The sequence below is a fragment of the Iodobacter fluviatilis genome, assembly GCF_900451195.1.
Taxonomy (GTDB): domain Bacteria; phylum Pseudomonadota; class Gammaproteobacteria; order Burkholderiales; family Chitinibacteraceae; genus Iodobacter; species Iodobacter fluviatilis.
Window position 1 is genome coordinate 2,864,244 of the sequence record NZ_UGHR01000001.1, and the last position, 26,586, is coordinate 2,890,829.

A 26,586-nucleotide genomic window follows, 5' to 3' on the forward strand; every position below is an offset into this window, starting at 1 on the left:
AGACCACCATGAAACGCATCGAACTATCGCATCGCCTGACCAAATCCCAGGGTAAATTTATCTCTGTAGCCATTTGCGCCGTCACGGGCATGATGATTTTCGGCAGCGCAGCCGCCGCACCGAAAATGGTCATCACGACTGAGCACACCGCCACAGCGGACAGCAATAATGAAATTAATGGTGAAGAAGGTGGCGGTTATTTTGTTGAATCAGGCAAGTTAAATATCTCGAATGCTACCGTTAAAAACTTCACCACCAAGGGCGGCAATGGTAGTGGCGGCGGCGCGGGCTTGGGCGGCGCTATTTTTATTAACAACGGCGCTGAAGTCGTACTGGATAACGTGAATTTCTCGGGCAATTCGGCCGTGGGTGGGGATGGTGGAACAAGCGCCACAGGCGGCGCGCTCAATGACATCAGCAAAGCGCCTTCCGGCAAGCTGGATGGTAAAAACGGTGACAACGCCGCCTCCGACTCTGCATGGTTTGATGGTAGCAATGGTAGTGATGGCCGCAAAGGCTATGACGGTAAAAATGGCGGGAATGGCGGCTCAGGTGGCAATGGTTCCGATGGCTCTGCAGTCAATGCAGACACCATCAAAGCAGCAGCAGATATTGTTTTTGATACTGCAACAGCAATAAAAGACGCCGCAGAGGCGGCCTCAAATGCAGCAGCAGCCTCTGCAGCCGCTGCGGGGATTGTTACCGCGGCGCTGGCTCCAATGTTTGGAGCCAAAGCAGCCGCAATTGCCGTTTACATTACAGCTGACACAGTAAAAGCTGCTGCAGATGCCGCTTACCTTACCGCAATGACTATAGAAGCACTTGAAAAAGGTGTAGCAGGTGGCGGCGGATCAGGTGCAGACGGCGGAAATGGGGGAAATGGCGAGACCTTTTTAGGCGGTGGCGCTGGCGGTGCTGGTGGTAATGCAGGAGATGCTTACTCTCATTCAAACGCAGTGGGTGGCGATGGTGGTAATGGCGGCGTAGGCGGCGTGGGCGGGTTTGGCGCGGGCGGTGGCCAGGGCGGCACAGGCGGAAAAGAAGGCAGCAATGGCAATGGCGTCAGTCATAACAACGGCCAGGGCGATGGCGGAGACGGTGGAAAAGGCGGCTTATTCGCAGGCAGCGGCGGCAGCGGTGACGGCGGCAATGCATTAACCGGCGGTAACGGCGGCTCTGGCCTAGGCGGCTCTATTTTTGTCCGCGCAGGCGGCAAGCTGACCATCAAAGGCAATGCTAGCTTTGATCGTGGCGATGTAAGCGGCGGCAGCGGCGATAATCATGAAGATCATCAGGGCGAAGCGGGCAAGGAAGCGGGCTCTGACCTCTTTATGATGAAAGGCTCTACCGTTGTGCTGGATGCAGGCAAGGGTAAAACGATTACCTTTAATGGCAGCATCGCCGATGACAGCGCGGCAGGCCTAGATGGTGCCAGCAACGCCAGCGGTAAAGGCGCGGATCTCACGGTTAAAAGCGGCCTCGTGGTATTTAACGGCGAAAACACGTATACCGGCCAAACCAAGATTGAAGGGGGTGCATTACACGCCGAAGACGGCAAAGGCATTCATAAAAACAGCAATATCAACTTCACTGGCAATCACGATGGCGGCGTACTGGAAACCAGCGGCAAGTTTGACCGCTACACCGGCACAGCCAAAGACCGTGTGCAATGGACTGGATCGGGCGGCTTTGCAGCAAACGGCGGTGATTTAGAAGTCAGCCTGAACGGTGGCGCTCAGCGCACATGGGGCAAGGAAGGCTTTGTAAGCGGCGATAATGCACTGATTTTTGGCTCGGACACTGCAACTGACAATGTCACTTTTAAAAACGCCATCAATATTGCTGGCGGCACAGCCACCATTCTGGTTAACCCGGGCCAGGAAGCAGGCAAGCACGCACAAATGGATGGCGTGATTTCCAACGGCAGCCTGGTGGTGGGCGATGCCAGCCATAAAGGCGAGCTAATTCTGAATGCCGCGAATACCTACGCAGGCGGCACCACCATCAAGGCAGGCAATCTACAGCTTTCAGATCTTGCCTCGCTGAATAAAGATGGCGCAGTCATCGTTGAAAAAGAGGCCCAGTTTGATCTGACCAAGACCAGTGATCAGGCGATTGGCACACTGGCGGGCGAAGGTAAAGTGGCGCTGGCAGCCAATACCCTAACGCTTAATCAGGGTGACAACACCACCTTCTCTGGCGTGATCAGCGGTGAGAAAGGCAATCTCATCAAGCAAGGCACAGGCAATCTCACCCTGTCTGGCGACAACACCTACCAAGGGCAAACCCAAATCAAGGCAGGCATCGTGACGCTGGATGGCAGCTTAGCCAGCCAGAGCGTGGATATTTCTGCGGGCGCGGTACTGATCGACAATAAAGGCGGCCTGAATGGCGGCCTGCATCAGGACGCCAAGCTGAATAACGATGGCACGCTTAATCTGAATACCGATGACACCGTTTCCAGCCTCACCAATACCGGCACCATCAACGGCCGTGACAACACACTGACAGCTAAAACCTATGCGCTCAATGATGGCTCCACCATTAATGCCAATCTGGGTACAGGTGAGCTGACCGCCAATGGCTCCGTGGTACTTAACGGCACAAGTGCAGCAGAAAAAGTCAACGTGGTCAGCGGCGAGATGCTGCTTGGCAGCGGTGAGCGTCTGGACGACAACAGCGACGTGACCGTCGATGGCAAGCTGATCCTGGGTGGCAATGAAACCATAGGTACGCTGGCAGGCAGCAAGGAAGATGGCGCACTGGAATTATCCGGCAACCAGCTGACCCTGCAGCAAAACAAAGACACCACCTTTGCTGGCCAGCTTAATGATGATCTAGGCGATAAAGCCAACGTATTAAAACAAGGCACAGGCACGCTGACCCTAACAGGTAAGAGCGAATACCTAGGCAAGACCACCATTGAGCAAGGCGGCATTACGCTGGATGGCACGATGGAAGGCACGCTGGCCAGCTTGGATTTAGATGTGCAAAAGAAAGGCACACTGACCAATAATAAAGGCGGCTTATCAAAGCTCGCTAAGCTCAATAACGACGGCATCGTGAATCAAAATAGCGATGACACCATCAAAACCCTAGTGAACACCGGCACGATCAATGCAAGCAGCGATGGCAAAGCCACGCTGACCGCAGACACCTATGCGCTGAACAATGGCTCGGTGATTAACGCCAATCTGGGCGCAGGCGAATTAAGCGCCCAGGGCAATGTGCTGCTCAACGGCACAAGCGCTGCCGGCGACGTTTTTGTTAAAAATGGCGTCATGACTTTAGGCAAGGCCGAGCGTTTACTGAATAGCAGCGATGTTGTCGTGGACGGCAAGCTGGTGATGGGTGGCGATGAAACCATCGGCACACTAGCCGGTGCAGCCAGCGGCGTAGTGGAATTATCCGGTGGCAAGCTGGCGTTGAACCAAAACCACGACACTATCTTTGACGGGGTAATTCAGGATAAGGAAGGCGATAAAGGTAGCCTGCTAAAACAAGGCACAGGCGGAATCACCCTGAATGGCGACCATACCTTCAGCGGCAACACCACCGTTGATGGCGGCAAGATGCAGCTGAACGGCACACTACTCAGCCAGACTGTTCACGTTAAGCAAGGCACGCTGAAGCTGGGATCAGCTGAACGTCTGCTCGACAGCAGTGATGTGACCGTTGATGACACCCTCATCATGGGTGGCAATGAAACCATCGGCACACTGGCAGGCAGCAAGGCAGGAGGCATACTTGAATTATCTGGCAGCCAGCTCACCTTACAGCAAAACAAAGACACCACTTTTGCAGGCCAGCTCAATGATGCTCAGGTCGACCAAGCCAGCGTATTAAAACAAGGCACAGGCACACTGACCCTGACTGGCAAGAGCCAATACCTAGGCAAGACCACCATTGAGCAAGGCGGCATTACGCTGGATGGCACGCCGAATGACACCTTGGCCAGCTTAAATCTGGACGTGCAAAAAGCGGGCACACTGACCAATAACCAGGGTGGTTTGTCTGCTCTGGCTGCGCTCAACAACGATGGCGTAATCAATCAGAACAGCGATGACACGATTAAAACGCTGGTCAACACCGGCACCATCAATGCAAGCAGCGATGGCAAAGCCACGCTGACCGCCAACACCTATGCACTGAACCAAGGCTCTGTTGTCCACGCCAATCTGGGCACAGGGATTGTAACCTCCAATGGCCAGGTAGCACTGAACGGCACAAGCGCAGCGCAAACCGTAAATGTAAACAGCGGCGTGATGACGCTGGGCGCAGCCGAGCGTTTACTGGACAGCAGCGATGTAACGGTCAACGGCAAACTGGTAATGGGTGGCGATGAAACCATCGGCACACTGGCAGGAGCCGCCAGCGGCGTAGTGGAATTATCCGGCAGCAAGCTGACGCTGGAACAAAACCACAACACCGTGTTTGATGGCGTGATTCAGGACAAAGACGGCGACAAAGGCACACTACTGAAACACGGCACAGGCGAAATCACCCTCAATGGCGATCACACTTTCAGTGACGACACCACGGTTGATGGCGGCAAAGTGCAGCTGAACGGCACACTGGTCAGCAAAACAGTGCACATCAAGCAAGGCACGATGACCCTTGGCGCAGCTGAACGCCTGCTGAATACCAGCGATGTAACGGTTGACGACACCCTGATCATGGGCGGCAATGAAACCATAGGCACACTGGCAGGTACCAAAGCCAAAGCCATTGTTGATCTGAATGGGGGCAAGCTGACTTTACTGCAAGACAAAGACACGCTCTATGCTGGCCAGATTGATGATGCAAGCACCTCGCAAGGCAGCGTACTTAAGCAAGGAAAAGGCACGCTGACGCTCACTGGCGACAGCCATTACCTGGGCAATACCACCATCGCACAAGGTGGCATGACTTTAGATGGCAAGCTGGCCAGCCTGAACATCGATGTGCAAAAAGCTGGCACGCTCACCAACAACCAGGGCGGCCTTTCTGCACTGGCTACGCTAAACAACGACGGCGTAGTTAATCAAAACAGCGATAACACCATTGCAGCCCTGATCAACACCGGCACGATCAATGCCAGCAGCGATGGCAAAGCCACCCTTACCGCCAAAACTTATGCCTTGAACGATAGCTCGGTGGTTAACGCCAATCTGGGCGCAGGCGTACTGACATCCAATGGCAAGGTTGCACTGAACGGCACCAGCACGGCTCAAACCGTGAATGTGGCCAGTGGCACCCTGACTTTGGGCTCCGCAGAGCGTTTGCTGAATACGAGTGATGTCAGTGTCGATGGCAAACTCATCATGGGCGGTAATGAAACCATCGGCACGCTGGCGGGCCAAGCCAGTGGGCTGCTTGATCTGAATGGTGGCAAGCTGACCCTGCTGCAAAATAAAGACACGCTGTTTGCGGGCCAGATTAATGACGCGCAAACCGGCAAGGGCAGCGTGGTCATACAAGGCACGGGCACCATCACCCTAACGGGCGTAAACCATTACATCGGCGATACTCGGATTGAGAATGGCGGCATCACGCTAGATGGCACGCTTGCCAGCCTGAATATCAGCGTACAAAAGAACGGCAAGCTGACCAATAACCAAGGCGGCCTGGCTGATCTTGCTCAGCTCAATAACGATGGCATCGTTAATTTAAACCAGAACGACACCATTGCCGCGCTGAGCAACACCGGCACCATCAACGCCAGCGTAGATGGCAAAGCCACCCTCACCGCTAAAACGTACGCGCTAAACGGTGGATCTGTCATCAACGCCAACCTTGGCTCGGGCAGCCTGATCGCCAATGGCAATGTAGCGCTCAACGGCACTAGCGCCGCTGAATCGGTCAAAATTGATTCCGGCATCACCACGCTGGGCGCGGCAGATCGTTTATTGGATACCGCCAAACTCAGCATTGCGGGCAAGCTGGTGCTGGGCGGCAATGAAACGATCGCCCAGCTGACAGGCGTCGGCGAGCTGGATTTAAACGCGGGCAAATTAACGCTGCAGCAAAATACCGACAGCCTGTTCAGCGGCCAGATCAGTGATGCATCCGGCAAGGGCAGCTTTGTAAAACAAGGCAGCGGCATGCTGAGCATGACGGGCGACAGCAGCTACAAGGGCGCAACCCGCATTGAGCAAGGCGCAATCACGCTCAGCGGCAAGCTGGCCAGCCAGGATATTTATATCGCACGGCCCGCTACGCTGAATGACCAAAATGGCGGCTTATCGGCAACGGCTAAGCTCAGCAACGATGGCACGCTAAAAATCGATGCAAATCAAAAGATTGCCAGCCTGAGCAACAGTGGCAATATCATTGGTAACGGCACGCTCAGCGCAAGCAACTATGCCCTGAACGATGGCTCGGTGGTCAATGCCAATCTGGGTGACGGTACGCTGGAAACCCACGGCAAAGTCATGCTGAATGGCACAAGCGCGGCAGAAAACGTGCATATCTATGATCAAAGCGCGCTAACCCTAGGCGCTGCAGAGCGCCTGAATAAAAACGCCACGGTGCAAATTGATAAAACGGGCGAAATGATCCTGGCAGGCGGCGATCAAACGATCAAAACCCTGAATGGATCAGGTACGGTGAACTCCACCACCCATAAGTTGATTGTCACCAACGGCGGCGTCTTTACCGGCAAGATTAACGCGGTAAAAACCGATTTAATCAGCACCGGCGGTAAGCTGGATATCAGCGGCGGTAGCAATACCCAAACCGACAGCATCAATGTGCAGAACAACAGCCAGGTTGCAGTGGGCGACACCGCCGTAGTGACCACCGGCACGGCCACCGTAGATAAAGGCGGCGTGCTCTCGCTGAACAATAGCGACAGCATTAAGTACGAAGTGCTGACCGGAGGCGGCCTTGTGAACACCAGTACCGGCAGCTTTACCAATAGCAAAAAGGTGCAAGGCTTCTTAAGCTTTAACGGTGATTTCCGCAACGAAGGCACGCTGGCTCCAGGCAACTCGCCAGGCATGATTACCGTGCTGGGCAACTACACCGAAGCGGCCACTTTGCAATCTGAGCTGCAAAACACCACCGCCGTAAGCGGCCACGATCAGATCCGTGTGGCAGGCAAAATCACGCTTGAGAAACAAAGCGAGCTGATTGTGCAAACCTACGGCGGCAGCGCCCCGCGCCTAGGGGAGGTCTACCAAATCATGGCCGACCTGGATGGCAAGGCCAAAAAAGTAAGCGGCCACTTTGCCACCGTAAAATTTGATCTGGATGGCGTAGCCGGCAGCGGCGCAGCAGTCGTCAACGCCGCCGCCGTATTTGATGTGGCCACCGGCCAGGTGATCACCACCGGGCTGAACTTGCCGCAAAGCACTTTCGCTGATTTGGGCCGCAATCCTAATCAGCGTGCCGCAGCCGCAGCACTGATGAATATCGCCACAAGCGATGTGGGCACCAATCAGATTGATACCGCCAGCGGCACAGGTAAAAACGCAGGTGAGTTTCTGACGGCCAATGGTGCAACGGTCGCCGACAATGCAGAACGCCTCACGCCAGAATATTACGGCGCGATCAGCGATTACGCCCTGCTCGGCAAGCGCAGCATGCTGAGCCTGCTGCAATCCAGAAGTAATCAGGAGCAAAACTCAGCTTACGCAGGCTATATGCGCAGCGGCGGCCAATCGGCAGGCAACGCGCATATCAGCCGCAATGATTACTACCTAGGCGCAGAATTCAGCGTGAATGAGTCGCTAAAATTAGGCAGCGTTTTAACCGTAAACAGCGGCAAGCTGGAAGCGCGCTTTGGCTCTGGCAATGTGAATGGTCAGGCCCTTACAGCCTATCTTGCTTACCAGCCAGTGAGCGATCTGAACATCCTTGCCAGCGTGGCTTACGCCAAGTATTCCTATGATTTAGATCGTAGCGGCGTAACAGGCCAAATCACCGGCGCAACCACCGCCCGCGGCATCGATGCCAGCTTAGCCGCTAGCTACAAAGCCTATGCAGACCAGGACTTCACGCTACTGGCACGCAGCAGCCTCAGCCACGGCAAGGTCATGAGCGACGCCTTTGACGAGCAAGGCTCCAGCCACCGCCTGCAACTGGGCAGCGCAGACGCATCCCAGCTCACCGGGCAGCTGGGCGCATCCTTGATTTGGGGAGCCAAAGATCAGCCCCTAAAACTGGGCGCAGATCTGGGCATTGAGCGCCACTTCAGCGACAAGCGCGACGATATGCAAAGCAAGTTAGCGATTGACCAGCGCGTTGCAGCGCCGATTCAATTTGTGAAAGACAGAGACCTCACCGCCAATATCGGCTTTAACGCCAGCTACAAACTCAGCAAAGACATCACGCTGTTTGGCAAAGTGGAATACCTGAACGACAAGGAAAGCACTTATAGCGGGCAAACGGGCTTGAATTTTGGGTTTTAATTCAGCCCACCGTTAAAGCCACTTAGCAAAACAGGGAGCAATGCTCCCTGTTTTTTATTAAAGCATCCTGATTATGTCTTTTTCTTAAATCCTGCGAAAACAAAGAACAAACAGAGGCAAAGTACGGTTAATTGTTTAATTAACATTATTCTGTCTTCTATTTTGCTGTTTTGTTGTATAAACAATATTCAACCCACAATGTGAACTAGCTTTTAGCTTTTAGCTTTTACATGCAGGCTAAAAATTAAGCAGGGTTATTTCTATAATCACGGGCATAAGGATCATTTTCTTCAACTGGGCACTGATCTTCAATTTCCTTAGGCCACACCGGTATTTTACTGGTACGCATTGCAAACCAGCGGGCGGGGTAAATCAAAGTATTGAGTACTAAAATAGGAATTTGCAATATTAATGGTGCGGCACCAACTGTAAAGCGCATACGATGAAAGCCAAAGATAAAGGTTTCACGGCGATCGCTAATTGGCAAATAGCCAGTAATGCCATCAATCACAGACTCTGGACCTTCTTCCATATAACGACGCACAAACTCCCAATAGTGTTTTAATTTCTCACTTTCTAACTTACTACCAGCGCCCTCAGAAAAAGCAAAGGTTTCTAATACCGTTTTTTTTTCTTTATCTAATACATGCCCCTGAATCTCCCAATCGCCTTTGCCACAAGGAGCGATACAAAAAAAGACCTCGTCCCATGGCACGCTAAGTACAGTGCCATTAATACGAAAAACATGCACCATTCTAGTTTTACGGTTTAGACGTATGGGGTAGTGGGTGTATGCAAAAGATTCTCTACTTAACTGATGAACAAAAAACCCAACAAAAGGAATAACCATTAAACATACAAAAAAAATTGTGCTAATTTCGTCTGACAATTTTCTCGAGTTAATAAAAAAATCATAACCAATTGCGCCAAGGATAGCGATCCCAAAAAATATAGCTATACTAGTGAATGTAGTTATAACTCCTTTCCATATAAAATATTTGTCTACCAATTCTATAAAGTTTGAATTTATTTTAATTGCACTAAGTTGATGAGCTGGCTCTAAACCTAGCTTTTTCTTCGCGCCCAGCTTTCTTTCAACTTCAATCGTAGTTAAAGCTCGATTATTTGGATATTTCCCAAGAAGCCCTAAGTAGTTCATTATTATGCCTTTGCCAAATCGAATTGTTTTATTTCTTCTTCTATCGTTTTATAACGATCTTCTTTTTTCTTGACTCCCCATCTGCAACGCCCCAGCCAATCCTGCAATTCATTACCTTTTAAATATTTTATACAAATAGTGATGCCAATTAACAAGCCAACCAAAATCACCCCAAACAAAGAGGTACAAGCCAAAGTAAAACGATTTAAAAGCCAGTCGCACAATTTGAACTGGCTTTTACTTGCATGCTCAAAATCAAGCAGGGTTATTTCTATAATCACGGGCATAAGGGTCATTTTCTTCAACTGGGCACTGATCTTCAATTTCTTTAGGCCACATTGGTATTTTACTGGTACGCATTGCAAACCAGCGGGCGGGGTAAATCAAAGTATTGAGTACTAAAATAGGAATTTGCAATATTAATGGTGCGGCACCAACTGTAAAGCGCATGCGATGAAAGCCAAAGATAAAGGTTTCACGGCGATCGCTAATTGGCAAATAGCCAGTAATGCCATCAATCACAGATGCTGGGCCTTCTTCCATATAGCGCCGCACAAACTCCCAATAGTGTTTTAATTTTTCACTTTCTAACTTACTACCAGCGCCCTCTGAAAAAGCAAAGGTTTCTAATACCGTTTTTTTGTCTTTATCTAATACATGCCCCTGAATCTCCCAATCGCCTTTGCCACAGGGAGCGATACAAAAGAAGACCTCGTCCCATGGCACGCTGAGCACAGAGCCATTGATGCGAAAAACATGCACTATTCTAGTTTTACGGTTTAAACGTATGGGATAGTGGGTGTAGGCGAAAGACTCTTTTTTTAGCCTATATGAAAAAAAAACAATAAATGAAGTTGCCAAAATAGATACAAACATAAGAATACCTATTGCCCCTGATAAACCTTCATCAGTTGAATACGCAGCCAAAAATGATCCAATCACCATAAAAAACATAATAAAAATAATACTAAGTGCAAAAATAGAAAAAAACCCTTTCCAAAAAAAATATTTATCAACTATTTCAATAAAGCTAGAATTAATTTTTATCGTACTTAACTGATGAGCAGGAGTTGTTGCTATACTTTTTTTGCGATCCAATTTCCTATCAATTTCAACATCACTCAAGAGGCGCTTTGTGGGGTATTCACCGAGTAATCCTAAATAATTCATAGTCAAGCCTTTGCCATGTTAAATTGTTTTATTTCTTCTTCCAGTGTTTTATATCTCTCTTCTTTCCCTTTTACCCCCCATGTGCAACGCTCTAGCCATTCTTGAAATTTATTGTCTTTTAGATACTCAATTGCTAAGGTAATTAAAATCAAGCCCAGTACAAGCAAAAGTCCTACTCCAGTGGCGAGAGCCCAAGTTGAATAAATTAGTAGATAAGATGCCGCCGCCCCTATTCCTGCGGAGGTAAAATATAAAGCGGCTAAACCATGATTTTTTTCTTGAATAGCATTCACTCCTTGATAAGCATCCCATCCAGCCATCACCACCCCAGCAGCCATACCTGCAGCTTTACCCAGCCATTTACCAAAATTAATCAGTCTATCGAGCCCTTGTCCAAACCTCAGCGGCGCTCTGTGTGCTACTTTTTCCAGCCCCTGTGCTGTTAAATCAACCAAGGTACCCGCCAGCGCGGTGATGCCGCTGCCTAAGCGGTAGACCGCTTCTTGCGCCTCGTGGCTCATGGCTTTGCCTTCGTCTTCATTTAATTTTTGCATGGCGTTGAACTGCAATATCCCACCAATAATGCAGGCAATCAGAGGGATGCGGGCGACGGCTCCTTGGGTGGCTTGGCCGATGTGGCTATTACTAAGCCGGCTGCGCCAGCCAGCCAAGTTCAGCGCTTCCAACTGCTCGGGCGTTCTGATCATCCCTGCCAGCCATTTGGCTTGAGCTGCCGAATTTAAATTGGCAGGCATATTGCGAATTTGGCTGGGGTCGATCAGCAGTAAAAAACGTTTGTCGACTTGCCCTACCATCGGCACGCCCGCCAGCTGTAACCTACGCATTTGCTGGGAGACTGCCTGCTGTATGCGGTTTTTCTCAACAGATTGCCCACTTAGCCGGATCAGCTCTCGAATCAATAAGGATCTGAATTCTTTTTTATTACCCGTAATCGTCACCACCACAAATGTTTGCTGTGTATGCAGGCCAAGGGCCACCATAGCAGGGCGCACTACGCCGTCTAATGCTGTATTTAATAACTTCGTTAAACCACCCGCACAGGCTGTGGTCAACTGCCCCAGCACATCCACTTCACCACCCCTAACTTTTTCAATCGCTTTGCCAAATGCACCGGCAATAGGATCGAGAGGGAACCCGCGCCAATCCAAACTCACAGCCATGGCTTTTTGGATTTCTTCTTTAGTTTTTTTATCATTTAAAACCAAAGCATTCATAATGAAATTATTTTTATCGTTGATCTTGCCATCCAGCCAATCTGCAATTAATTTTGCGCTGCTGCCTTTATCTTGTGTACTGCGAATACACAGGGTAACCGCCTTGGCATAGACCAATCCACTTTCCATACTGCCATCATCATAATTGCATTCAAAATAGTGACGGATAATGGTGGATTTCATCCATTCGGTATGGGCAATAGCCAATGGGGCGATGTATTTCTTATCAAACTCCTTTAATTCAGCATCGTGCTCAGTTTGCCATTTTTTCATTTCCGTTTCTTTGAATTTTATTCTGTACTTTTCCCAACCTAAATTCTCTGCGCGCTTGGCTTCTGCTTCTGTAACCGTTGCTATTTCTTCAGTACGTTTTACTTTGTTTTTGGCATAATTAGCATTAAGCATCCCAAAGTCAGGCTGGGACAATTGCTGATTAGCCAGCTCTTTTGCTGCGGTTTCTTCGTTTGATCTAGCCTGCTCTTTTACTGCAAGTTCAAGACTAGCGATTGTTCCTGCGGTGTAAAGTTTACGGGTTCGGTCTTTATCATTAGCAAAGTTGTGCAGATGATAGTTCATTAAGGCACCCAGCTCTGCCGCAACGCCGACGGGGTCTTCCAATACAAGAGCAAAACCTTTATTGGGGTAAAGCAGATCACATTCATATTCTAGGTTTTTTTGCAGGCCGGTTCTTGGGTTGCTAGTAAATTCGTGATAGCCAACCGCTTTTTTTAGCTGCTCTTTGCTTAGCGCGTATTCAGCCACACGCTTGCCCACTTCTTTGATAGAAAAACAATGCTTAGCGTCTGCGCTGCTTGCAAAAGCTTTCACATCAACAGAGCGCATATGGTGCTTGCGATAGGATTCATCTTGGTGGCGCTTACGTACTGCCTCTGTCCATTGCACATCAGAAAATGCCAACCAAACCTTGCTTGCTTGTTTTGCATTAGCGATCGTAATGCAGCTGGCTAATTCTCTATGCCCTGGCCCAGTGCAGTTAAATGGTTCTTTGGGTAATACCTGTGCCTGGCCTGGCAGCTGAACCAACTTAAAAAAGTAAGCATCTGGCGTGACAAAATAATCGTCCCAGCGTTTACGCGCTTCGTCATAAACGTAGAGATATCCAGAGCGTAACAAACGAGTGGTGTATTGTCCGGCGTCAGCTGCAAGGGCTATTTCGGGTGCTGTTGCTACAGGCGCACCTGCCTGTGGACAGGCTACGGCATATCGCAGCGGTAAAATAGCCACGCCACGTTTATCGCAGTATTCACAGGTTTTGGAGCATTGTTTATCTGCCATTGTTGGCCTTTAGGGGTAATTGAGTCGCGTACATTTTGGAATGGGTCTCTTTTTGAATGATTTCCCATTGCTCTTTGGGTATTTCATTGAGCGCATCAACAATGCTGGCATCCGGCTCATCTCGATCCAATCCTGCAATCGCGGCCAGAGCAATGGGATGCTCATCAAACGCTAGCCCGCAATGGATGCCAAGGCAGGCATAGGCAATCAGCTCTTCACTGCGGGAGAGTTGATGTTTGCTCTGCCCCTGGTAGACCAAAGCATCCAGTAACTCACTTTGAGCTTGTGCTTGCGGGTAGCTAAGCCAGCCGAGGTGCGCCAAAGCCCGGTTAACAATGCCCATTCTTAATAAGGCAGGCCAACGCAGAGCAAGGGGTGGTGTTTCAACCGTCTCAAGCATTGCTGGAGAAAGTGGCCGAGTCACCACCCAATCACCATAGAGGCAAACGCTCCATTGCTGTACGGGGCCAAAAAGCCTTGCCACTTCTCTTGCACCTAAAACGCGAGGAAGTTGTATCCATACACGAGGATCAACAAGGCGCAGCCATCCTGATTGCTGAAGGTAGCGACGAAACTGAATGTCACTCAGATGCTTGCTGAGTTGTTTAATATCACAGTCGGCGATCAGCAATGCGGCTATCGGGCTGGCTTCTTTTTGATCTTGAAGCTCAATGAGCTGCTCAAACATAGCCAATCTGACTTTTTCATCAAGAGCCCATAAATCGAGCGCCAGCGGCATTAAACCGACGTCTTTTGCCAGTTGTTTGGGGACCAGTGGCACGAAGGGCAAATCAGCGGGCAGCATTTCACGCTGCTCAGCCAAAATAAGCGCATACCGCTGAGCCTGCAAAAATGACATTTGCAATACTTGTGTGCAAGGTGCACCACTTTGCTCGGCTTCAAAACTGTCGTTCGGGTGAGCATGTTCAAACATATTTAAGGCTCTTTATGATTAAGCAGATTACCATTTCATTTACTCGACACAATGGCATCACCACCTGAAGCCGCTGAGGCGGCCTGCATTTCACAGAGCGTCCCTTTGAATTTAACAGGAGGCATATTTAAGCTCGCTGGCCCACTCATATCATGATTCGCCCCCTTAATACTTACCTTCCCCGGGCAGTGGATTTCGATGTTGCCGCCTTTGATGCGGATGTATGCCCCGCCAGCGGTCATCAGAATTTCGTCTTGTGCGACGACGGTGATGCTTTCTTTGCAGGCAGTGATTTTGACGTTTTTGTCGCCAGTGATTTCAATATCATCGCTTTGCGCCTGCAGCTGGATTTTGCCTTTGGCTGCGATTAGCTTTAGCGCGACTTTGTCTTTTACCCCGGCCACAAACAGGCTGATGTGTGATCCTGCATTATGTATCCAGCGGCGGCCGGAGGTTTGGTTGGTGTCTCTTTGAGCAACCAGATCCAGGTTGGTACCTGCGGAGAGCGTCTGGCTTTGCGGGCTGGTGATGGCTACGCCGTCCTCACCGTGCAGCAGGATGATTTTTTGTTGACCTGCCTGACTTTGAGATTTGCTCTTGCCGTCTTTATCGGTGTTGCTGCCCGCTTCCAAGCTTTTGCTGGCATGCACGTGGTGATACAAATGACCCGTGCTGGCCTTGCTGCCTGCACTGTTGTCTGCCTCTACGGTTTTGCCTTCGTCGCCAGTTTCTATGGTGTCCGCAAGCTGGTTGGTGGCGGTTTCACCTAGGCTTTGAGCCAACGCTAAAGCTGATTCCAGCTGGCTTTGTGCGGGGCTATGGTCGAGTTGTTTACCGCTGGCGCCGCCTTTGGCTTCGGTGCTGATCAGCAGGCCATTGGCGCGGATTGCGCCTTGGTTATCCGTGCGCAGCTCGAAGCCTTCGCCGCGTGGCTCACCCTTACCATCGGTTCTTGGGTGGATCAGATAACCTAGGTTGAGCTGGGTTTTGCCGTGCTCGCTGGATAATTTGGTACGAACTTCGCCCTTAGTATCATCAAACAGCAGCTCGCCATACTGGCCGCCTTCATGCTCTTTGGTTTTGATGCCAGACAGCGTTTTATTCGCTGGCAATGCGCCTGTGCCGCTGAACGCTGGCACGGGGTGGCTGCCGTTATAAACAACACCAGTGACTACAGGGCGGTCGATATCGCCTTCAACAAAGCTGATGGTCACTTCCTGACCGATACGCGGGATGAATTGATGCCCCCAGCCTGCCCCCGCCGATGGCGCGGCGACGCGTATCCAGCAAGATGATTTGTCATCCAGATTGGCGCCAAACTCAGGGTGCTCGGCGGCACGCTGCCAGTGAAATTGTACTTTTATTCTCCCCTGCTCATCGGTGTGGACTTCTGACCCGGCAGGGCCAACTACCGTGGCGGTTTGCAGGCCTGGGCTGGTGGGCTTAGTAAATTCTTGCTCGCCCAGATGGCTGAGCACAGGCTGGCCGCGTCTTTGCGCGGTAAAGTCCGCTTGGTAAGGCGCGTTATCTTTGGCAGGAGTGGCAAGTAGGCTGGGCGCAACTAAGCCAAGTTGCTGGCTTAAATCTGCAGGTAAATTATTGTTGGCGGTGAATGTCAGCCCGGTAATGGCAAATTCGCGCTGCTCTGCGCTATCCCATTCGTGCGCGGGGTGATCTTCCAGACGGAACCATTGCCCAGCCTGCAGGCTGCGTAATGTGCCAGAGCCGGTAAATGATTTTTTTTGCCCATCTAAAGCATCCTGACGCAGCTTGGCATCATTGCAGAGCTGATCCGAATCGCTGGCGTAATAATGCGTTTGCGGGTCGTAATATTCGAGGCTGGTCTGGATTTGCTGCCCGCCATCGCCCTGATCAATGGCGCTGTCGCTTGAGCTGTGGCTGGTATTGGCGGCTTTGTAATCAAAGCTGGCAAGGGCTACCGAGCTGCTGCCAATTTGCCGCTGGGTATTCCAGCCGGTGAGTGAATCACTTTCTTCTGTGGCGTCCGCCCGATGGAATCTCACCGCAGATTCTGCCGCTTCGGGCAGGGCAAAAGCGTCGTCAAATACAATGAGCTGAACCTGAGGTGTGTCTCCGGCCAAATGCTCAAAGCGCCATGCCAAGCCGCTTTCTTTCATTAAGCGGCATAAAAAGGCGTAGTCATCTTCGCGGTATTGCAGGCAGTAAGAGCGCGGCGGGTATTCTGCCGATAGTTTGAAATCCAGCGCTTGTACCGAGGCAAAGACAGGATTTTTAGCCTGATGTTCGGCTAAAACTTGTTTAACAATATCGGGGACGGATAAATCCTGGAATACACGGGAAGTGCGGCGGTATCTGAGCAGCGCGAATGGTGGCTCTACGGTAATAGAATATTTAGCAAAGCCACCATCTGAGCCTAAAAGCTGCGCCTGCGAGATGACGCCACAGCGCTCGATAGCATCGCCATTAGCATCGGCCACGGCCAAAACAACCGGCAGGCCAAGCAGCGATTTAAGCTCTAAGGCCGCATCGGATGACAGGCAATCAATCTGATAGCGATAGGCCTGATTAATCCCCTCGCTGCCTGTTACACGCTGAGGTAAAAGCTGCTCGCCCCACGCTGCGCCATCGCCCAGTTGCAATAAGATTAAACGCTGGTTTTGAGAAAAAGCGGCGGAAAATGAAGCAAGTAGCTGATCGGGGCCCACGGTAATTCCACTATTTTATCAATGCCGCAGATTACCCGATGATTTAGTGCCCCGGCACAATGATTACAAAAGCTTGTGATTATTAACAATATTTCATACTTATAGTGTAAGTATTAATACTTAGTCTTTGATTTTAAATCAAAATATCTTACCCACCAAAAGAAAAATATTCCATTATCCTGATTGTGCAAGTCTGGTTTTTAAATACCATGCCACACGCTAAATAACAGAGAGGCCAGCAACATACCGGCCCCCTGCCCTTTAGGGAATAAATAAATCAGCTTATGAAATCACACTCAATTCCGGCCCCGGCTTAAGCCGGCCAAACACCACCATCATCAATAAAACGGCCGGAAAAGAAAAGATCAGCATGGCAGACACTAGGCCATATTGATCAGCATAAAAACCTGGAGGCAAAGACATTAAAGCCAAAATCAAGGTGGTACTTTGATAAGAGCATACCGATGCTGCGCTAATTTCATTTTCTGAAAAATACGTCAGCATGGTGGAATAAGACACCGCGAATAAAATATTCGAAAAAACATGCGCCAGAATCACCGCCAGAATAAGCAGAGGTAAATACCGAGTATAAAACGCAAATAAATACATCAGAAAAAACCCCAAGCCCAGCAAAGATTTGCCCGATGCAGAGTAAAACACGCGATCAACCATCTTTTGGCTGGTCAGCAGCGGGCCAATCAACTGGCCAAGGCAGCGAGCAAAGAGCAGTATTAATACGGGATTAATGATCAGCCCCAGCACTTTAAAATCATTAAATTCCAGCCCTTTTACCGGCAGCAAAGCCATGGCTGGTGCCGCAATCAATGTCAGCATGGGCATAATCATTAAAATGGCTTTTTTATCTGGGCTCAGAGAGAAAAACCGCAGTTTCACCATCGTTTCCTGATCGATGCAATCAAGCGCTACACCCACAATTAAAGAGCGGGCGTAGAGCAAACACGCAAGCGATAATAAATATGAGAGCGCATCAATTGCAAAATAAAGCTTGCTGCTGAGTAAAGGGTAAAGCACCCCGCCGAAACCCGTGCCCACAATGGCAATTGCAGAAAAAGTAATAGTTTCTATTCTGGCCAGATGCAAATAATCTGCCTCGCCAAAACCACGCTTATTAATGAGGTGATACGCAGATACCGCCAGCCCGGTACACAGCCCCGGCAGAGCTAACGCCATGCTGAGCATCAGCACATTGCCTGTTTCTAAAGCGTAAAATGGCAGAAACAAAGACAATGCACCGGCTATTTCTGCTGCAATCAGCACAGAAAAAGGCCTGTACCATTTGCCCAGATACTTACCGATTTCAGAGCTGAATAGTGTCGGCACAACCGACATTGAAAAAGTAAGCGCAAAATCGGATGGATTTGCCGCCGTTTTGGATAAAGCCCCAAATACCGCCACGGCGGTTAATCCAGAGCCAATACTGGTAATCAATATGGAAAGGGTAAACCACAGATACCAGCGGGAAGACATAAATAATTTAATCATCATCATTCCAATACGCAGCCGTCCCCATTGCCGCAACGGTGGGCAATGACAAACGGACAGGGATAAAACCCAAACAGCAGGAAGCCTCGTGCGTACGCCGTGCCTAAGCAAAGCGATGGACTAAGCGATCACGATGCAGCAAGCAGGAGCTTAGCCACGCGCAACACGCGCCATAGCACTGTGCTCTAAAACACCCGCGGTTTGGATTGCAATAGATGGCCGCAAACGGCCCTGCCTAGTGAAGGCTAGTGGGGAGTCATCATGGATACACCAGCAGAGCAATCTGCTGAGTAAGGGCTCGCACGAAACATTCGTGGATATCCTGTTATGGAATGAGCAGCGAATTTAACAAAATGAAAGCATGCCGTAAACATATATCTGGCATATCTTAATAAAACGAATGGTTTTGCAACTAAATCTTCCGCTTAAGCAAAAAAACGGGCACCCGCAGATGCCCGTTTTTACATGCTGAACTCATGGTGCGCAGCCTTTAAAAAAACAAAAACTACGCCCATTTGATTAAGAAAGCGGCGTGCTAAACCTTGCACTACTTAAGCAAACGCGGGCACTGAGGGCCACAGCCCTCTGATTTGTCTTTTCCCCTGCAAGACACAATACTTACGTGATTCAGGATCTCTGCTTACTGCGTGCCTGCAATCTCTTCATCGCTGGCGTTTTCTGCTTTTACAGCAGGCTTAGGCGATGCGGGGTGCATTACTTCTGGGCTCACGCCCTTGCCATCTGGCCCTACGTTTTGATTAACGGCGGGCAGGTGGTGGGCGATGCCTTTATGGCAATCGATACAGGTCATACCTTCGGACAAGCCTTTTTGGTGGGCATTGGCCGAGCGGGTGTTTTGCTCCATATAGTCAAAGTATTCATAGTTATGGCAGTTGCGGCAGGCTTTGGAATCGTTGGCCTTCATCCTGTCCCACTCGTGCTGTGCCAGCTCGATACGCTTATCTAAGAATTTCTCACGCGTATCAATAAAGCCCGTGAGCTTGCCCCAGACTTCTTTGGAAGCTTCAAGCTTACGAATCATTTTTGGGCCCCATTCATGCGGCACATGGCAATCTGGGCAGGTAGCACGCACACCGGAGCGATTGGTGTAGTGCACGGTTTCCTGGTATTCCGGATACACATTGCTGGCCATTTCGTGGCAGCTTAAACAGAATTGTTCGGTATTGGTCATTTCCAGTGCGGTGTTAAAGCCGCCCCAAAAGATAATCCCCACAAAAAACGCCACAATCACGCCGATATAGCCGATACGCAGGCTGCGCAACTTTTGCATGCGTGCACAAAGCCGTGCTTTGAATGAGGGCTTGCTTTCATCGCTCATTATTTAATCCTTTTTACTTAACCAAGCCATCGGCAGGCTTAAAGGTATTGCCAACCAGAGGTTTGGCATCCGTTTGCGGCACATGGCATTGCTGGCAGAAATAACGGCGCGGCGAAATATTAGTCAGCTCAGTACCGCCACGGGTTTTAAAGTGGGTAATCGATACCTTGGTGGCGCCGGTGTCCGCCGTGCGATCCCAACTATGGCAATCAAGGCATTTATTAAACTCTTTGGTAATCAGATAGCCCTTGGTGGTGTGCGGGATCAGCGGCGGCTGCTGCACAAACTGCCTTGGTAAAGGTTTGCGGTCTTTTTCCCAGCGATAATTTTCAGATGGCGCGTCGCCTTTCACGGCTTCACTACCACGCAAAGATTTCATGGTTTCAGCCTGCGCCATAGGGGCGCAGACCATACAGAAGCTCATAAACAGCGCCAGCATCGTCATTAATTTTTTCATTTTTTTCTCCTTTGGATCTGCATGGCGCACTGCGTCCGCTGAGCGGCCTGAAACTGCCGCTCGCCGGGCTTAGCGTGCGCCCTTCAATATCAGGCCTTCACCACTTTCACCGCGCATTTTTTAAAGTCGGTCTGTTTGGATATCGGGCAGGTGGCATCCAGCGTCAGCTTATTCACCAAGCGGCCTTCGTCAAAGAAGGGGATAAAGATCAGCCCCATCGGTGGTTTATTACGGCCTCGCGTTTCTAAACGGGCTTTAATATCACCGCGACGGGATGAAACTTTCACCAGCATGCCGCGCTGTAAGCCACGTTTTTTAGCGTCGTTCGGGTTCATAAACACCATCGCCTCCGGCACGGCTTTATGCAGCTCTGGCACGCGGCGGGTCATGGTGCCGGTATGCCAGTGCTCCAGCACACGACCCGTGCAAAGCCACATATCAAAGTTGGCATCGGGCATTTCCGGCGGGGCTTGGTAAGGCAGAGCAATAATATTGGCGCGGCCATCTTTATTACCGTAGAAACGTACGCCCTCGCCTTTCTTCACGTAAGTATCGTAGCCTTCACGGTAGCGCCACTTGGTTTCCTTACCATTCACCACCGGCCAGCGCAGGCCACGTACCTGGTGATACATATCAAACGGCGCTAAATCGTGGCCATGGCCGCGGCCAAACTGGGCATACTCTTCAAACAAGCCTTTCTGGATGTAAAACCCGGCCAGTTTTGCTTCCACGTTTTCAAAGCCTTTAAACTGATCTGCGGCTTTAAATTTATCCACATTGCCATTGACATACAGCACGTCGTACAGCGTTTTGCCTTTTACTGCGGGCTGTTTGGCAATCAAATCGGCAGGCCAGACGTCTTCTACCTTAAAGCGCTTGGCAAATTGCATCAGCTGCCATAAATCAGACTTCGCCTCGCCCGGCGCATCCACCTGCTGGCGCCAAAGCTGGGTGCGGCGCTCGGCATTACCAAAGCCCCCTTCTTTTTCTACCCACATTGCTGTCGGCAAGACCAGATCGGCAGCTAGGGTTGATGCAGTTGGGTAAGGGTCAGACACCACAATAAAGGTGTCTGGCCTGCGCCAGCCTGGGTAGAGCTCTTCATTAATATTGGGGCCGGCCTGCATATTGTTATTACACATCTGCCAGTAGGCTTTCACCTTGCCGTCTTTAATGGCCCGAGCCATGGCGACGGCGTGCAAGCCAATTTTGCCCGGGATGGTGCCCTCAGGAATACGCCAGATTTCTTCAGCGTGTTTGCGGTGTTCTGGATTAGTTACCACCATATCGGCAGGCAGGCGGTGAGCAAAAGTGCCCACTTCACGCGCTGTACCACAGGCCGATGGCTGGCCTGTCAGCGAGAACGGGCTATTGCCCGGCTCGGCGATTTTGCCGGTCAGCAAATGGATGTTGTAAATCATATTGTTCGCCCATGTGCCACGGGTGTGCTGATTAAAGCCCATGGTCCAGAACGAGGTCACTTTGATTTTTGGATCGGCGTACAGCTCAGCCAGCGCAATCAAGCGGTCTTCTGGAATACCGCAAAGCTTGCTGACTTTATCTACCGTGTAATCGGACACAAATTTTGAAAACTGCTCAAACGAGCCGTCTTTCATATCGTTGGGATTGGTTTTAGGCTTGCCGTTGGCATCCGGATAGCCATTGGCTTTGGCATTGACTTCCAAAGGGTGTTTAGCCCGCAATCCGTAGCCAATATCGGTCTCACCAATTTTGAAATTACAGTGATCTTTTACAAATTTTTGGTTCACACGGCCGGTTTTGATGATGTGGTGGCAAATAAAATTCATCATCGCCAGATCGGTTTGTGGGGTAAACACCAGGCCATAACCAATGTCTGCCAGCTCAAAGGAGCGGTGCTCATAGGTAGAAAGAACCGAAACTTTAACCTTAGGATTGGATAAACGCCTATCGGTAATCCGGCTCCATAGAATCGGGTGCATTTCGGCCATATTCGAGCCCCACAGCACAAAGGCATCTGCGGCTTCAATATCGTCGTAACAGCCCATAGGCTCATCCATACCAAAGGTACGCATAAAGCCGGTCACCGCGCTGGCCATACAGTGGCGAGCGTTGGGATCGATATTATTAGATCTGAAACCTGCCTTCATCAGCTTGGATGCGGCATAGCCCTCGTAAATGGTCCACTGGCCCGAACCAAACATGGCCACCGATTCCGGCCCGCTGGTTTTAATCGCGTCTTTCCATTTGAGCTCCATAATGGCAAAGGCTTCATCCCAGCTTACGGGAGTGAATTCACCATCTTTGTGATACTGGCCGTTCTTTTTACGCAGCAAAGGCTGGGTTAAGCGGTCTTCGCCATACATAATTTTGGAAAGAAAATACCCTTTCACGCAATTTAAACCCCGATTTACTTCTGCATCAGGATCCCCTTGCGTGGCCACCACGCGGCCATTTTGCGTGCCCACCAGCACGGCACAGCCCGTACCACAGAAACGACAGGGTGCTTTATCCCAGCGAATGGCGCTTTTACCATCGCCCGCCGTGGCTGGCATAGGCTTAGGCGCAGCGCCAGCCAGCGGGATGCCCGCACTGGCTACCGCAGCAGCTACGGCAGAAATTTTAATAAACTCACGACGATCCAGGCTCATGATAAGCGCTCCTCAGATTTTTTTGATTTCACAGATAGGGGTGGTGGCATTTCTTCGTCGCAATATTCATAAGCCAACGTGGCCGATGCAACATGGGGAATCTCTTGAATTTGTTTGAGCAGATCAGAGGATCGAACACTAGGCACATCCTCGATCGTGATAATCAGCCGCCCTTCGTGCTCAAGATGTAACTCCACCCCCGGCACCGCAAGGACTGCAGCTTTGACGTCTTCCAGATGATCGGGAACGGCCCGGATCACCATGCTAAAAATATTCATGCGATCAACTCCAACAAACGAATGCTCTGGCTTGGGCAGGATGAAACACAGGCACCACAGCCGGTGCATTGCTCTGCACTCACAAGGGGATGGGCCACTTTGCCAACGGCAAGCTGAAAACGAATCGCCTGCTCATCGCAGACCTCACCGCAAATTCGGCATTCAACACCGCGATCGGCCAAGCAATTGGTATTGATTTCTGCGTAGATTTTCCAGGGCGGGCTGATGCTTTGATCGAGCGCTAAAGATGTGCAGGTGCGCACGCAATCGCCACAAAAGGTGCATTCGGCCTGAGCAAAATCCACCACCGGAAAACCACCCTCACCTGTTTTGATAATTTGCTGCGGGCATGCCCGTATGCAATCGCCACAATGTGTGCAGCGATCAGAAAAAGACGCGCTTGCCCAAGGGGGGCGCGGTGCGGTTGGCGTTTGCGGGCGGCGGCCAAAAAGTAAATTACGACGGGAAGGGTCCACTGCGGCAATTCATCCGGATCAGTAAGTTTTTAAGACTAGGCTGCCGCTGTAATACATACAATGCCTCTTTAGAGGTGCAGCACAGCAGCGCCCGCCTACCGCTACCCCCTTAGAGGTAATCATAAAAAATCAAAGACTTGCCTTCCCTTTAAAGCGCATGGCGAAATACAGGCAATTAGGCTATGTTTTGCTACCTAGCAGCCTGTCAGACTTGAGCATCCGCGGCGAGAAAACGTCCGGCTTGAAGCAGATTTCGAGGTTTTTTGAGGCTGTGCTGAGCAACTTCGTTGCACGCTAAGCAGGCGTGTAACGAAAAAAAGCCCGAAACATGGCCAAATCCGGCGTTTTTGCAGCAGGACGGTCTTAAGAGAGGCAAGGCTGCTCGCTTTGTGCTTGCCCTTATCTGGCGGCATTTCAGGCCACAGCTCAAAAAATACAACCCTGGCAGGCAGCATGCCTTTCACACTTAAAGTGAGGCCTCTGCCGCAGGTCGTTAGAAATGGAAATTTAGAGGTAGTGCTTATGCGTATTGGGGACTATTTCCGCCAAGCGTCGATTTTGCAGTTTATTGCCCGTGCCTTATTGCTGATGGTTTTGCCCGCGTTTCTGGCTTTTTTTATGAGCTGGAGCACCGTCGTGCGCTCCACAGGCGAAGGTGCGGCGATTAATCTGGCGGGTTCCTTACGTAAGCAGGTGTATTTGATTGTGGCCACCCACGCATCACCGCCCGCGCCCGTCCCCGGCAGCCGTCCCCTGCTGCAAGAGGTCATTGATGAATTTGAGCTACGCCTTTATCACCCCATCCTGCTCAATAATCTGCCTGATCAGGCAGATGATCCGGTGCGCACCCGCTACAACCGCATGGAAATGGCTTGGCGCACCGAAGTTAAAAAAGACCTCTCCCAGCTCAACAGCCAGCAAGATGGCAGCCTGCTACCCAGAGCCATTCGTTTTGTCTCTTTAATTGATGCTTATGTAGAGGCGATTGAGGCAAAGCACGAAGCGCGTCTGATCTGGCTGGGGCGCATCCAATGGATCAGTCTGGGCATTATGCTTATTGTGCTGATGGGCACTTTACACTGGCTTTCACAGCGCGTTACCCGGCCGCTGATCGCCATGGCCCATGCCGCCAGCAAAGTAAAAGATGGTGATTTAAGTGTACGAGCGCCAGAAGACGGCGCGGGTGAAATCACCCAGCTTGGCCAAGCCATCAACCATATGGTGGCCGAACTGGCCCGCGGCATCGGCGAATTAGAATCGCGGGTCAGCGAAAAAACCAAGGCTTTATCGCAAAACCAGCGCAGCCTAGAGCTGCTATATCGTATTAAACAGCGCTTATCCGATCAGGAGCCAGATCAGACCACCTTTGATCAGGTACTAAGCGATTTGGGCAGCGTGATCGAGCTTGAGCACGCCGCCATCTGCATTACCGAAACCGAGCAAGCCCCGCTGGCCTTTCGCCTTGCCGTGGTCGCCAACCAGCCCAGCACACATTGCGATCAAAGAGACTGCGCCAGCTGCAGCGAAGCCACAGCCACGCCCGCACAATCCAGCGACTTCCCTGTTTTTCAGCTAACTGACGGGCGAAAAAACTACGGCATTATGCCGATTCAGCTAAAACCCATGCAAAAGCTGGCCGACTGGCAGCAGCAATTACTTGAAGCCGTGGCGCGGCAAATTGGTACGGCACTGGCCAATGCCAAACGCACGCAAGCGCTGCACCGGCTGGCGCTGCATGAAGAACGCTCAGTGATTGCGCGCGAGCTGCATGATTCTTTGGCGCAATCTTTATCCTATTTAAAAATTCAGGTGGTGCGCCTACAAACCGAATTCCCCGAAGCAGCCCGCAGCGCCACAGCAGAAGCTGTACTCACAGAATTACGCCAGGGCTTAAACGATGCTTACCGCCAGCTGCGTGAGCTGCTCAACACCTTTCGCTTACAAATGCACGAGCGTGGCCTGGCCGAAGCGCTAGAACAAACCGTACAGGAGTTCTCTGAACGGGCAGCGCATCCGGTGATACTGGACAATCAGCTCATGGGGGTTGAGCTGAGCGCCCATGAAGAAATCCACATCCTGCAAATAGTGCGTGAAGCGCTCGCCAATATCGAGCGCCACGCCCATGCACAGCATGCATGGGTCACGCTAAGCGGGCTGAACCACACCATTTTAGTCACCATCAGAGACGATGGTCTGGGCATCAAAGATCACCCAGATAAAAAACAGCACTATGGCTTAGGCATTATGCGCGACCGCGCCCATAGCCTGCATGGAGAGCTGGACATCGCCCGCCAGCTACCTAGCGGCACCTTGGTCTCCTTACAATTCACACCCAATACGCCTGCAGCAAAAGGAAAAAAACAATGAGCGATAGATACACCGTCGTCGTCATCGACGATCACCCCCTATTTCGCAAAGGCGTGATCCAGCTATTAGCCTTAGATAGCCGGTTTAATATCGTTGGCGAAGCCGCCAGCGGCGCAGAAGGCCTGCTTGTAGTGGAAGCCAACAATCCGGATCTGGTCATTCTGGATTTAAACATGAAAGAAATGGATGGCATTGCTACCTTGCGTGCCATTAAAGAGCTGGATCTCGATTCACGGGTAGTGATGCTCACCGTATCCGATCAATCATCGGATCTGGTTGCCGCCGTTCGGGCAGGTGCTGATGGCTATTTGCTCAAAGATATGGAGCCGGAGGAAATCATAGCCAGCCTTGCCGAGGCACTGGATGGGCAGATGGCGATTCCGGAGCGCCTTGGCCGTGTTCTTGCCTTAGCAATGCGCGAAGACGACGGCAGCGAGCGCAATGCCATGATGGCCTCTCTCACTGAGCGGGAGCGGGAAATACTGGGCTGCCTTGCCAATGGCCTATCCAACAAACTGGTCGGCAGGGAACTAGGCATCGCGGAAGGCACGGTGAAAGTGCACGTGAAGAGCCTGCTCAGAAAACTAAACTTCCGCTCGCGCCTGGAAGCGGCAATTTGGGCAGTGGAACAGGGGATAAAACAGGGGTAAGTGTTGAATCAC

Annotated in this window: 15 protein-coding genes; 3 read left to right on the forward strand and 12 right to left on the reverse strand. The window is 50.8% G+C overall.

Annotation, left to right across the window (positions count from 1 at the left end):
• Nucleotides 1-8: 8 nt before the first annotated feature.
• Entirely contained in the window at nucleotides 9-8,393 is an 8,385-nt protein-coding gene (locus DYD62_RS13260; RefSeq protein WP_165928780.1) for an autotransporter-associated beta strand repeat-containing protein, read from the forward strand.
• A gap of 244 nt (nucleotides 8,394-8,637) precedes the next feature.
• Here the strand turns inward: DYD62_RS13260 and DYD62_RS13265 are convergent, their stop codons facing one another.
• From DYD62_RS13265 to napF, 12 genes are all read right to left on the reverse strand, one after another.
• A complete protein-coding gene (locus DYD62_RS13265; RefSeq protein ID WP_115227773.1) occupies nucleotides 8,638-9,552 on the reverse strand; it encodes a DUF6708 domain-containing protein in 915 nt (304 codons plus the stop codon).
• Between the two features lie 2 nt (nucleotides 9,553-9,554).
• The gene (locus DYD62_RS13270) at nucleotides 9,555-9,839 is read right to left on the reverse strand and encodes a hypothetical protein (RefSeq protein ID WP_115227774.1); all 285 of its coding nucleotides are present in this window, start codon (nucleotides 9,837-9,839) and stop codon (nucleotides 9,555-9,557) included.
• The gene (locus DYD62_RS13275; RefSeq protein ID WP_115227775.1) at nucleotides 9,808-10,722 is read right to left on the reverse strand and encodes a DUF6708 domain-containing protein; all 915 of its coding nucleotides are present in this window, start codon (nucleotides 10,720-10,722) and stop codon (nucleotides 9,808-9,810) included. The genes DYD62_RS13270 and DYD62_RS13275 overlap by 32 nt, the downstream gene beginning before the upstream one ends.
• 2 nt (nucleotides 10,723-10,724) lie before the next feature.
• Entirely contained in the window at nucleotides 10,725-13,253 is a 2,529-nt protein-coding gene (locus tag DYD62_RS13280; RefSeq protein WP_115227776.1) for a T6SS effector BTH_I2691 family protein, read from the reverse strand.
• Nucleotides 13,243-14,187, reverse strand: a complete 945-nt coding sequence (locus DYD62_RS13285) for a hypothetical protein (RefSeq protein WP_115227777.1) — start codon at nucleotides 14,185-14,187, stop codon at nucleotides 13,243-13,245. The genes DYD62_RS13280 and DYD62_RS13285 overlap by 11 nt, the downstream gene beginning before the upstream one ends.
• A gap of 35 nt (nucleotides 14,188-14,222) precedes the next feature.
• Nucleotides 14,223-16,874 (reverse strand): type VI secretion system Vgr family protein, encoded by a 2,652-nt coding sequence (locus DYD62_RS13290; protein ID WP_115227778.1) that lies wholly within the window; start codon nucleotides 16,872-16,874, stop codon nucleotides 14,223-14,225.
• Nucleotides 16,875-17,156: 282 nt separating this feature from the next.
• On the reverse strand, nucleotides 17,157-18,383 hold the full coding sequence (locus tag DYD62_RS13295; protein ID WP_132038727.1) for an MFS transporter: 1,227 nt from the start codon (nucleotides 18,381-18,383) through the stop codon (nucleotides 17,157-17,159).
• A gap of 634 nt (nucleotides 18,384-19,017) precedes the next feature.
• On the reverse strand, nucleotides 19,018-19,716 hold the full coding sequence (locus tag DYD62_RS13300; protein ID WP_115227780.1) for a NapC/NirT family cytochrome c: 699 nt from the start codon (nucleotides 19,714-19,716) through the stop codon (nucleotides 19,018-19,020).
• 13 nt (nucleotides 19,717-19,729) lie between these two features.
• Nucleotides 19,730-20,173: a nitrate reductase cytochrome c-type subunit gene (locus DYD62_RS13305; RefSeq protein WP_115227781.1), complete on the reverse strand. Its 444-nt coding sequence runs from the start codon at nucleotides 20,171-20,173 to the stop codon at nucleotides 19,730-19,732.
• Nucleotides 20,174-20,262: 89 nt separating this feature from the next.
• Complete coding sequence (gene napA, locus DYD62_RS13310; protein WP_115227782.1) at nucleotides 20,263-22,803, reverse strand: nitrate reductase catalytic subunit NapA; 2,541 nt, start codon at nucleotides 22,801-22,803, stop codon at nucleotides 20,263-20,265.
• On the reverse strand, nucleotides 22,800-23,081 hold the full coding sequence (locus DYD62_RS13315) for a chaperone NapD (RefSeq protein WP_165928765.1): 282 nt from the start codon (nucleotides 23,079-23,081) through the stop codon (nucleotides 22,800-22,802). Before DYD62_RS13315 ends, napA begins: the two co-directional genes overlap by 4 nt.
• Complete coding sequence (gene napF, locus DYD62_RS13320) at nucleotides 23,078-23,557, reverse strand: ferredoxin-type protein NapF (RefSeq protein ID WP_115227784.1); 480 nt, start codon at nucleotides 23,555-23,557, stop codon at nucleotides 23,078-23,080. The genes DYD62_RS13315 and napF overlap by 4 nt, the downstream gene beginning before the upstream one ends.
• A 453-nt stretch (nucleotides 23,558-24,010) precedes the next feature.
• Between napF and DYD62_RS13325 the strand changes: the two genes are divergently transcribed.
• Nucleotides 24,011-25,924, forward strand: coding sequence for a HAMP domain-containing protein (locus DYD62_RS13325; RefSeq protein WP_132038728.1), 1,914 nt, complete (start codon nucleotides 24,011-24,013; stop codon nucleotides 25,922-25,924).
• Complete coding sequence (gene narL / locus DYD62_RS13330) at nucleotides 25,921-26,574, forward strand: two-component system response regulator NarL (protein WP_115227786.1); 654 nt, start codon at nucleotides 25,921-25,923, stop codon at nucleotides 26,572-26,574. Before DYD62_RS13325 ends, narL begins: the two co-directional genes overlap by 4 nt.
• Nucleotides 26,575-26,586 lie beyond the last annotated feature (12 nt).

What these genes read in the sequence shown, in the direction of transcription:
- DYD62_RS13260 (WP_165928780.1), top strand. Translation starts at nt 9, where the DNA reads ATGAAACGCATCGAACTATCGCATCGCCTGACCAAATCCCAGGGTAAA.
- DYD62_RS13265 (WP_115227773.1), bottom strand. Translation starts at nt 9,552, where the DNA reads ATGAACTACTTAGGGCTTCTTGGGAAATATCCAAATAATCGAGCTTTA.
- DYD62_RS13270 (WP_115227774.1), bottom strand. Translation starts at nt 9,839, where the DNA reads ATGCCCGTGATTATAGAAATAACCCTGCTTGATTTTGAGCATGCAAGT.
- DYD62_RS13275 (WP_115227775.1), bottom strand. Translation starts at nt 10,722, where the DNA reads ATGAATTATTTAGGATTACTCGGTGAATACCCCACAAAGCGCCTCTTG.
- DYD62_RS13280 (WP_115227776.1), bottom strand. Translation starts at nt 13,253, where the DNA reads ATGGCAGATAAACAATGCTCCAAAACCTGTGAATACTGCGATAAACGT.
- DYD62_RS13285 (WP_115227777.1), bottom strand. Translation starts at nt 14,187, where the DNA reads ATGTTTGAACATGCTCACCCGAACGACAGTTTTGAAGCCGAGCAAAGT.
- DYD62_RS13295 (WP_132038727.1), bottom strand. Translation starts at nt 18,383, where the DNA reads ATGATGATGATTAAATTATTTATGTCTTCCCGCTGGTATCTGTGGTTT.
- DYD62_RS13300 (WP_115227780.1), bottom strand. Translation starts at nt 19,716, where the DNA reads ATGAGCGATGAAAGCAAGCCCTCATTCAAAGCACGGCTTTGTGCACGC.
- DYD62_RS13305 (WP_115227781.1), bottom strand. Translation starts at nt 20,173, where the DNA reads ATGAAAAAATTAATGACGATGCTGGCGCTGTTTATGAGCTTCTGTATG.
- napA (WP_115227782.1), bottom strand. Translation starts at nt 22,803, where the DNA reads ATGAGCCTGGATCGTCGTGAGTTTATTAAAATTTCTGCCGTAGCTGCT.
- DYD62_RS13315 (WP_165928765.1), bottom strand. Translation starts at nt 23,081, where the DNA reads ATGAATATTTTTAGCATGGTGATCCGGGCCGTTCCCGATCATCTGGAA.
- DYD62_RS13325 (WP_132038728.1), top strand. Translation starts at nt 24,011, where the DNA reads ATGCCTTTCACACTTAAAGTGAGGCCTCTGCCGCAGGTCGTTAGAAAT.
- narL (WP_115227786.1), top strand. Translation starts at nt 25,921, where the DNA reads ATGAGCGATAGATACACCGTCGTCGTCATCGACGATCACCCCCTATTT.